Origin of the sequence: Saliniramus sp., from assembly GCF_035311605.1 — a bacterium.
In the GTDB taxonomy this organism is placed as follows: Bacteria; Pseudomonadota; Alphaproteobacteria; order Rhizobiales; family Beijerinckiaceae; genus Saliniramus.
Window position 1 is genome coordinate 1 of sequence record NZ_DATGCW010000288.1, and the last position, 9,565, is coordinate 9,565.

The 9,565-nt window shown below is 64.5% G+C and carries 8 protein-coding genes and 2 pseudogenes; 7 read left to right on the forward strand and 3 right to left on the reverse strand.

The annotated features are described in order from the left end of the window. The 4 genes and pseudogenes from VKP01_RS12925 to VKP01_RS12940 all read left to right on the forward strand — a co-directional run. Positions 1-404, forward strand: a pseudogene (locus tag VKP01_RS12925) (hypothetical protein); the annotation flags it as partial. 647 nt (positions 405-1,051) lie between these two features. Continuing rightward, a complete protein-coding gene (locus tag VKP01_RS12930; RefSeq protein ID WP_324412920.1) occupies positions 1,052-1,477 on the forward strand; it encodes a MerR family DNA-binding transcriptional regulator in 426 nt (141 codons plus the stop codon). Between the two features lie 501 nt (positions 1,478-1,978). Beyond that, positions 1,979-2,842 (forward strand): branched-chain amino acid aminotransferase, encoded by an 864-nt coding sequence (locus VKP01_RS12935; protein WP_324412922.1) that lies wholly within the window; start codon positions 1,979-1,981, stop codon positions 2,840-2,842. Between the two features lie 224 nt (positions 2,843-3,066). Further along, complete coding sequence (locus tag VKP01_RS12940) at positions 3,067-3,486, forward strand: flagellar basal body rod protein FlgC (RefSeq protein WP_324412924.1); 420 nt, start codon at positions 3,067-3,069, stop codon at positions 3,484-3,486. Positions 3,487-3,495: 9 nt separating this feature from the next. On the opposite strand, the gene VKP01_RS12945 is transcribed toward VKP01_RS12940, so the two are convergent. The 3 genes from VKP01_RS12945 to VKP01_RS12955 form a co-directional block, all read right to left on the reverse strand. After that, positions 3,496-4,173 carry a haloacid dehalogenase type II gene (locus VKP01_RS12945; RefSeq protein WP_324412926.1) on the reverse strand — a complete coding sequence of 226 codons (678 nt, stop codon included), beginning with the start codon at positions 4,171-4,173 and terminating at the stop codon, positions 3,496-3,498. Positions 4,174-4,292: 119 nt separating this feature from the next. After that, the gene (locus tag VKP01_RS12950) at positions 4,293-4,871 is read right to left on the reverse strand and encodes a cytochrome b (protein ID WP_324412928.1); all 579 of its coding nucleotides are present in this window, start codon (positions 4,869-4,871) and stop codon (positions 4,293-4,295) included. 17 nt (positions 4,872-4,888) lie between these two features. Next, positions 4,889-5,611 (reverse strand): RibD family protein, encoded by a 723-nt coding sequence (locus tag VKP01_RS12955; RefSeq protein WP_324412930.1) that lies wholly within the window; start codon positions 5,609-5,611, stop codon positions 4,889-4,891. Between the two features lie 207 nt (positions 5,612-5,818). Here VKP01_RS12955 and ribA point away from each other — a divergent pair, with 207 nt between their 5' ends. The 3 genes and pseudogenes from ribA to VKP01_RS12970 form a co-directional block, all read left to right on the forward strand. Further along, positions 5,819-6,928, forward strand: a complete 1,110-nt coding sequence (gene ribA / locus VKP01_RS12960; RefSeq protein WP_414706580.1) for a GTP cyclohydrolase II RibA — start codon at positions 5,819-5,821, stop codon at positions 6,926-6,928. Positions 6,929-7,106: 178 nt separating this feature from the next. Next, on the forward strand, positions 7,107-8,564 hold the full coding sequence (locus tag VKP01_RS12965) for an RsmB/NOP family class I SAM-dependent RNA methyltransferase (protein WP_324412934.1): 1,458 nt from the start codon (positions 7,107-7,109) through the stop codon (positions 8,562-8,564). 216 nt (positions 8,565-8,780) lie between these two features. Beyond that, positions 8,781-9,565, forward strand: a pseudogene (locus VKP01_RS12970) (heparinase); the annotation flags it as partial.

The following is a 9,565-nucleotide window of genomic DNA, read 5'->3' on the forward strand; positions in this document are numbered from 1 at the left end:
CGCGCACCATCGCCGATATCACCAGCCGGTCATCCGACGGGATCGACAATGCCCAGATGGAGGAGATCTTCAACGCCGCCCTCTCAGTCATGGAGCCCTATGATATCTCCCGCATCACGATGCGCGTGACCTCCGTCTATATCGAGGATGACAATGGCAGCCTCGTCGGTCGTGTCTGCTGGAGCGACGGGCGCGATATCGGGCCGCGCGCGACTGACAGCAGCGTCGATATTCCGGCGGGCTTCGCCGTTCCAGACAGCAGTTTCATTCTCGCGGAAGTCGGCAATGTCTATACCCCGATGATCGGCTACGCGATCACCGGTGATCTCGCGCTTGGCGAGACGACGCCCTGGCCGGTGCGCAATGTCGATGAAATCGAGCGCAATAACATTTCTTGTCTCTAGCATGTGCCTGATCGGGCGGAGTTCCGGCTGACCAGCGTCCTGATGCGCCAAATCGCGCGATAAGTCTGTTTACGATTTCCTTCCGGGAAGCGCGCTCGCATTGGGTTCAATAGCCATAAAATCTCGCATGCTCTCTATGACCGACTTCGATCGCGAAGCGCTCCTGCGAAGCATGGATGCAGTGCCTGTCCGCCCCGTCCGTTGAAGGCGTGGTTCGGGTGCGCCGCGCATCGCGTCACGATATGTTTGCAACCGGCGCCGGCAGTGATTCCGGCATTTCTCCGTGACGCCTTAGCCATCGTGACGCAGCGGGCGCGGCGCGATCATCGTCAGGTGACGTAGATCCTCGGCGCGATGCCGTAGCGGATATGCAACGGTGACGTTTCTTAAAGGTTGCTATACGAATTTAATGCATCTTGATATTGGCACCGGGCTTTGTCTGGGGCATAGTCCGAGTGCTGGTTCCGGAAGGTCTCGGGTCTGATCCGGGCTGCCGGATCGGGCGTAGTCTGCCCGGGAAAGCAATCTCTGATTATTCAAATCGGAGTGTTGTGCGTTTCAGGTTGGGCGACATTGTCCGAAGCGATTCTCTGCGCGGACGGGCGTTCGGCGGCGGGTATTGAACAAAGGGGGTCTTTGTGTCGTACATGGATAGTGTCAAGACGATTTCGCAGGAAGTTTCGGGGTTCGCCGAAGAAGGTGCTTCCGAAGCGAAGGAATACCTGATCAGCGATCTGTCGCGCGAATTCGGCGTTACGCTGCGGGCGCTGCGTTTCTACGAGGATCGTGGCCTGCTCGCGCCCAAGCGCATAGGCACCATGCGCATCTATTCGAGCCGCGACCGTGAGCGCCTTTCGGTGATTCTCAAGGGCAAGCAGCTCGGTTTCACGCTTGCCGAGATCCAGGACATGCTCACACCGACCGAGCAGGGCGGCAAGGGTGGGATTGATCTCAAGCTCTCCCTGACCAAGGTCGAGGAGCAGATTGCGCATCTCGAGAGCCAGCGTGACGAGATCGATGCGGCCATCGCCGCGCTCGCCGAAACCCGCGACAAGTTGCGCAGCCAGGCTTGAATGATCGGCCGGCCGGCGCGTGCAGGGTTGCGTCTCACCGGTGTGCTGCGGTTGTTTGTCCATGCGCTGAAGCTGCGGGCGCCCCGCCGGCGCGACATGGCGCCCGCGGGGCGCGATCGCTGGAGCTTGTCGGGCCTGCAGCTAATCGGTCCTTGAGCTTGCCGCTCGTGCGCGGCGGGTGGTCGATCCGTGACGGGATGCGACAACTTCAATCGTGCGATGGTTAGTTCAGACGCTTCCGGCGTGCGTGCTTCGGACGCGCGCGTCTCGTGGTCTGTGCCGTGTGGTTGCGGATCCCGGGCTTGCGGGCGGCTCTCGAACGGCTCTATCGTCGGATCGCGACGCTCTTTGCGATTGCCATGTTGATTGGCCGTGCGCAGCGGCAGGGCATCGCCTGAAAGGCATGGTGGGGAAACTTGCCGATTGACAGGCGGAGCCGGGCATCTCTTGGATAGGGACGACGCCTTCGTTGCGTCATCAGTGTACGGAAGGAGAAAACGCGTGGCCTGGTATTCGAAGACTTGGACCTGGTATGCAGGAGACTGGCATGAAGGCAACCCGCCGATCATCGGCCCGCGTTCCCATGCCAGCTGGCTCGGTTCCACCGTATTCGACGGCGCGCGCATCTTCGACGGGGTGGCGCCGGATCTCGACCTGCACATGGCCCGCGTCAACCGTTCCGCCAAGGCGATTGATCTCAATCCGACGGTGAGCACGGAAGAAATGGTTGCACTGGCGCTGGAAGGGGCGAAGAAATTCGAATCCGGTGAAGCACTCTACGTCAAGCCGATGTATTGGGGCGAGGGTGAGGGGCCTGGCACCATCACGACCGATCCCGACAATGTCGGCTTCTGCATGACGTTGTTCGAGGCGCCAATGGCAGAGCCCGCTGGCGCCGCCGTGACGAAGGGGGCCTTCCGCCGGCCGACGCTGGAGACCATGCCCACAGATGCCAAGGCCGGCTGTCTCTATCCCAACAATGCCCGCATCCTGCGTGAGGCCCGTACGCGCGGCTTCGACAACGCGGTCGTGCTCGACATGCTGGGCAGCGTCGCCGAGACGGCGACCGCGAATATCTTCATGGCAAAGGGCGGGGTCGTGCACACGCCGATCCCGAACGGAACGTTCCTGAACGGCATTACCCGCCAGCGTGTCATTGGCCTGCTGCGCGACAGTGGTGTCGAGGTGGTCGAGCGGGTACTGCGCTATGAGGAATTCCTTGATGCAGACGAAATCTTCTGCACCGGCAACTATGCCAAGGTCACGCCGGTGACACGGATCGAGGAGCACGGGCTCCAGCCCGGGCCGATCTACCAGCGCGCCCGGGAGCTGTACTGGGCCTATGCCCGCGACATCGCCGCGTGATCTGAACTGATGCGAAAAAGGCGCATCCGAATCACCGGATGCGCCTTCGAGTTGCCGACCGGTGGGGGCAGATCAAGGTCGGTTACAGCGCTAACGTCCGCATCCGCCACCGGTTCCGAGCATGTGACGATATTTTTGTGCCCGCGCGGTTTTTTCGACAATTCCCTAAAATGCAATTGTTCCGATTGATCGCGCCGTAAGGCGCCGGGCGGCATTGTCCGGGCATGTCGCCCTCACTGACCATAGCCGCGAGCGGTATGAATGCTTCGGCGCTTCGCATCGAGGCGAGTGCTTCGAACGTCGCCAATGCCCGCAGCAACGGCCCCGTTCCGCAGACGCCACCCGATCGCCCGGTCCCGCGCAGCGATGACCCGCGCAGTGTCTACCAGCCCGTCGATGTGGTGCAGGTCTCCACCGGCAGCGGCACTGCGGCGCGGATGAGCGAACGGCTTCCTGCTTATGAATTGCGCCATCAACCCGATGCGCCTTTCGCCGATGCCCGGGGCATGGTGGCGGCGCCGAATGTCGATTACACGCGCGAAATCGCCGACCAGGTCGCTTCCGTCGCAGCCTTCAAGGCGAATGCGAAGGTCTTCTCGACCGCCTCCGAGATGGCGCGCACCCTCATCGACATGAAGACCTGAACCCTGCCATCAGCCGTTCAATGCAAGCACCGCCTCGACCGTGTCGAGGAGTTCGTCCCCGATGATCGTGGGTCTCTTCATCGTGGTCGGCCAGAGCTGACCGCGCGCGACAAAGGCCCCGTGCAGCCCCGCCGAACGCGCGCCATGGACATCCCATGGATGCGCGGCCACGAGGCAGAGCGCGGAGGCAGGCAGGCCGAGGCTTCGCGCCACATGCGAGTAGACCTCCCGACGCGGCTTCGAGAAGCCGATCTCGTCGACCGAAAACACCCTTTGCACGAGGGATGACAGCGCGGCGCGCTCAAGCAGGTGCTGCGTCGCTGCAGCGGCACCATTGCTGACGGCAACAACCGGCAGGTTCGCCTGCGCAAGCGTGGCGAAGGCGCCATGTGCGTCGGGTCGGGCTTCCAGATTCGTCATGCCGTCGAGGAAGGCGGCGATGCGATTCTCCATGACGGGAAGGTTATGCCGTTGCAGCAGATCAGCCAGCGCATCGCCCATTACGCTGCGGAAAGGGGCGAAATCATCCGTGGCCGCGAGGGCGAATGCATCACGCAGGCTCGCAGCAAACCAGGTTTCCAGGATATTTCCCGGAAGGCCAAGCGGTGTCAGGCCCGGTCGCAGGCTCTCTATCGAGAAAACCGTCTCGAGGATATCGAAGGCGACGGCGCGTATCGGTCCCGGCATGGCAGCCCCTTCGGACTGGTTTTGCCCCGCTGACGGCAACGGGAGCCCCCTTTTCGAGCCGCGATGCTCCGCAGGGCATGATCTTCATCCCACAATCACCGCATTCCGGCAAGGCCGGCTCAGCGTTTCGAACCCGGCATCATCTTGCGCAGGGTGCCATCCTTCAGCCCGTAATGGTGGTAGAGCGCTGCCAGTGAATGCAGCAGCACCAGCGCGATCAGCGCCATGGTGAAGATGTTGTGCAGCAGGAAGATCGGGCCGGCGGTCTCGAAGCCGCCCCCGATGGGCAGCGTCAGCGGGATCGCCCAGAACAGATTGACCGGCGCACAGCAGGCGGAAGTCGCAGCCCAGCCGGTGAGCGGAACGAGAACGATCAGCATATAAAGCGCAACATGGCTGATCTGCGCGGCCCGGATCTGCCATTGCGGCATGTCCGGCGCGAGTGGCGGCACGCCGAGCACGAACCGCGTCCCGAGGCGAATGACCGCAAGGCCGAACACGATCAGACCAAAGGATTTATGCATTTCGTAAAGCAGATTCGTGAGCGTGGACGGGTCGAGCCGGGTCATCACCAATCCGACCGGGACCATGCCCAAAATGATCAGCGCGATGACCCAGTGCAGCGCGATCTGAATGCCGGAATAGCGCCTTTCGGGAGTCGTTGGCGCCGCCTTCGCCGTTGAAGCGTCACTGCTCATTGCACAACTCCTTCGCCTCAAGTCGCGACCGCATCGCTCGACCGGCGCAGATCGCAATCGAACAGAACATCGCCTCCTTCCAGTAGATAGGTAGATGTCGCGGGCCGCAAGGCGTCATCGAGGGTTTCGATCGGGGGCAGGGCGATTCCGGGTTTGCCAGAGCCGATCAGCATGGGAGCCACCAGCATGTGCAGGCGATCGATGCAGCGGGCCGCCAGGAAATCCGAGATCGTGCGCGCCCCGCCCTCCAGCAGGACCCGCCGGAGCCCGGCCTGGCGCAGCAGTTCCAGGATCTGCTGCGGGGCGATGGGGCCCGCTTCCACCGCGCCCGGAATGATCTCCTCGACGCCTTCGGGAAGCTTTTCGCCCCGGCCCGCACGGCGTAGGACAAGGCGCCTTGCGCCGTCATCGCGCAGTATCCGGGCGGTGACGGGCAGGCGACCGTTGGGATCGATCACCACCCGCGCGGGATCACGCCCCGTCACGCGCCGCACATTCAATTGCGGATCATCGGCGATGACGGTCCCGATACCGACCACCACCGCATCGACATGCGCGCGGATCGCATGCAGGTGGTCGAGCGCGCCTGCGCCGTTGATATAGAAGGAGTGCCCCGTCACCGTGGCGATCCGCCCGTCGAGGGATTGCCCGAGCTGGGCCACGACGAAGGGTGCCACCGGGCTGGCGTCACCGAAATTCCCGAATGCCGGAGCACCGGGCAGGCTTGAAATCGCTCTCATGTTGATCCGCCGGAACTGATGAGCCGTAGAAGCATTTGCAATTGCGCCGACCAGGAATGATATCCGGACGAGGATAGCTTGATAATCCGGGCGGCACTCTATGTGGGGTAATGTAGGGTTTGTCCCTCTTGCGAACAGGTTCGATCCGGTGTCGGATCAGGTTCTCTCGGGGTGCGGGCCGCACGATACAGGAAACCTTGGTCGATGATGCGTCTTGTACTCGGTTATTCAGACGATACCGTGCTGATGAATGTGGAACGTGCCATTGCGGAATTCCGGCATGCGCGCCCCGTCATCATCGAAAACGACGATATGCGGGCGCTGGTTCTCGGTGTCGAGGATCTCGATGATGCCCTCTGCCGTCGCATTGATGCGGTGGCCGGCGGTCGCGCGCGGCTGATCCTCACCGGTCCACGCCTGCGCCGGATCGGGCTGGAGCGCGAGGATGCGGGCGCGGTGGCGATGCCCGTGGTGGATGCGGAGCGGATCGCCTTGCTCGCCCGGCGCATCGAAACGCGCGTCGATGCGCCCGTGCGGGCTGCGACACGGGTCGATCTCGATGCGCTCGAACTTGCGGCATTGTCCTTCGTGACCCCCGCCGTGCTGGTGATCCCGCTTCCCGAGGGAATGGAGCACGAGGCGAGCATTCTCACCGTGACAGGTGAAGCCATCCGCGCTTTCCGCAAGCAGCAGGCGAAGCTTCTGCGCATTGCCAGCCGCGCGCCGGTGCCGCTTGAGGGCGCGCATGAAACGGAATTCGTGGTGTTTCGCGGTGGCGAGGGCATGCGTGATCAGGTCGCCATCATCGTCGGCAAGCCGGATCTCGACAAGCCGGTCTTCGTGCGCCTGCATTCCGCCTGCCTGACGGGCGATCTGTTCGGTTCGCTGAAATGCGATTGCGGTGATCAGCTGCGCGGCGCCGTCCAGGCCATGGCCGAGGGGGAGGGAGGCATCCTGCTCTATCTCGATCAGGAGGGACGCGGCAACGGCATCGCCAACAAGATCCGGGCCTACAAGCTGCAATCGGAAGGCTTCGACACCTATGACGCCGATGCGGCGCTCGGCTTCGGCCTCGACCAGCGCCGCTTCGATTTCGCCGCGCAGATGCTCACCGAACTCGGTGTGAGCCGCGTGCGGGTGCTCACCAACAATCCCGTGAAGATTGGTGCTCTCCGGGAAGCCGGGCTGGATGTCGTCGCCGATGAGCGTTCGATCGGGCGCACCAATCCGGAAAACGTCCGCTACCTCGCCTCCAAGCGCGATCGTGCCGGCCACATGATCGATCTGGATGTGGCGATCGCGCCGCAGAAGGATTGATCGAGCGCGCGCATCGGCATATCAGCAGCTCGGCGCTGCATGGTTATACGGGCAGCTCGGCGCTGCATGGTTACACGGGCAGCTCGGCGCTGCATGGGGGCTCGCTTTCGGGGCTGCGGTGGGATAAGCCTGCCGCAGTCTTCTTGTTTTGACGCGCTTCGCGCATGGTTGTCGCCACATGACATTGCCTCCTCAAACACCGCCTGACGACACCGGTCGCAAACCCCGCTCAGCCTCATCGCCCGGCAAGACGCCCAAGCCGCGTGGCGCCGGTGCTGCGCGCGATGACGGCGAAGGACTCGCCGCCCGGCGCCTCGCCTTCACGGTCATCGGCGAGGTGCTGCGCAGCCGTCGCCCGTTCGACGATGCCTTCGCGCAGGACCTGGCTGCGATGAAGGCGGAGATCCCCCAGCGTGACGCGGCCCTGGCCCGCGCCATCTGCATCGTCGCCTTCCGCAGGATGGGTACGATCCGCACCGCTTTGGCCGCCCGCATGACGGGCAAACCCGCCAAGGGTCAGCTGCGCGATCTGCTCACCGTGATCGCCGCGCAGATCCTGTTTCTCGACGTCCCCGACCACGCCGCCGTCGCCACCGGGGTGGGGCTGGCGCGTGCGCATCCCGATCTCAAGCATTACGCCAAACTTGTGAACGCCCTCGGGCGGCGGATCGCGCGCGAGCGTGAGGCGATTCTCGCCGAGGCCGGGCCGCTGGATGATCTCCCCGAATGGCTGCATGCGCGCTGGCTCTCGCGCTGGGGCGAAGCGGAATGCATCGCCATGGCTGGTGTGTTGCGCCAGGAAGCGCCGCTCGATCTCACCCTGCGCGACGATCAGGACGGGCCGGCGCGTGCGCTCTGGGCGGAGCGGCTCGATGCGCGCATTCTGCCGACGGGGTCGCTGCGTCTTGCCGATCGCCGCGCCGTGGAGACGCTGCCCGGTTACGATGACGGCGCCTGGCTGGTGCAGGATGCTGCCGCCGCCATTCCCGCGCGTCTGCTCGCGGTCGGCCCCGGTGAGCGCGTCGTCGATCTGTGCGCCGCACCCGGCGGCAAGACCGTCCAGCTCGCGGCCCGGGGCGCGGATGTGCTCGCCGTCGACCGGTCGCAGAAACGCCTGACGCGTGTTGCGGAGAATCTCGCGCGGCTGCGGCTCACCGCGCAATTGCGCGCAGCCGACGTGCTGGCGCTGGAAGATGATCTGCGCTTCGACGCGATCCTCCTTGATGCCCCCTGTTCCGCCACCGGCACGCTGCGCCGCAATCCGGATGTCGCCTGGACGAAGACGCCGGAGGATATCGCCAAACTCGTCGATCTGCAGCGCCGACTGATCGACAAGGCCGTCAGATTGCTCGCGCCGGGAGGCCGCCTCGTCTATTGCACCTGCTCGCTCGAGCCCGAAGAAGGCGAGGCACAGGCGCGCGATCTGCTGGAGCGCCATGCGGATATGCAGCGCATCGCGATCACGCCTGGCGAGCTCGCCGTATCCGGTTCGGCCGCAGACCTTGCCGGCCTGATCGATGCACAGGGCGATTTCCGCGCTCTGCCCCATCGCGGCGGAACAGGGCTCGTCGAGGGGCTCGACGGTTTCTTCGCCGCGCGTTTTCGTAAGCTCCCGGGTACAAACGATCCCGCCTGACGCGCTGCTCGCGGGAGAGCGCCTGCGCATTCCCTGCAGTTTGCGCCGCAATTGCCCGTATTTGTGGCAAGTGGGAAACCGCTTGTTAACCATGGCCGGTTCAGGTGAGAAGATAGGGGCAGTTCTGTCGCATGCATGCCGTCGTCCTCGCCGAACGGGGCTCGTCCGTTTCGGCGAAACGGCAGCGCAGGCAGGCAATTGCGGGTGGGGGGTTGATTGAGCGCGCGCTCCGATCGCTGGCACATCTACGGGTTGGCCCTGCGTGAAGCCGGGCGCGCCCTGCGTGATGGCGCGCGGCGCGCGCTGGGCATCGGCGCCGTACGCAAGCGCGTGCCCGAGCGGCTGCTGATCGTTCCGCCCGATCTGCGCACCTCGGATGCCACCATCGCCAATGACATCTATGCCGGCTCCTTCGTCTTCGGCGGGCGGGCCGTCACGACGGGCGGGCGCTCGCCCTTCACCCTGACGCCGCCGTCGCGGCACTGGGCGGAACTGCTCTACGGTTTCGGCTGGCTGCGGCATTTGCGGGCGGCTGATACGGCGCTGGCGCGGGCCAATGCGCGCGCGCTCGTCGGCGAATTCCTCTCGCGTCCGCCCGATCCTGCGGCGCGCGAGACGGATGTCACCGCAAGACGGGTGATCGCCTTTCTCAGCCAGTCCCCCCTGATCCTGGACGGGGCAGATCACGCCTTCTATCACAAGCTGATGCGCGCTCTGGGGCGGGATCTGCGCCGGCTGCAGCGTGCCATGCTCTCCCATCCCCGCCCCCTCGCACGGCTGCGTGCGGCAGTCGCGGTCACCTATGCCGGGCTCAGCCTGGAGGGTTTCGAAGGCGTCGCGCGGCGCGCTTCCCGCATTCTCGCGCGCGAGCTCGAGGCGCAGATCCTGCCCGATGGCGGTCATGTTGGGCGCAATCCCAAGACCGTGCTGGAATTGCTGCTCGATCTGCTGCCGCTCAAGCAGGTCTATCTCGCCCGGGGCATCGAGCCGCCGGGGGAGTT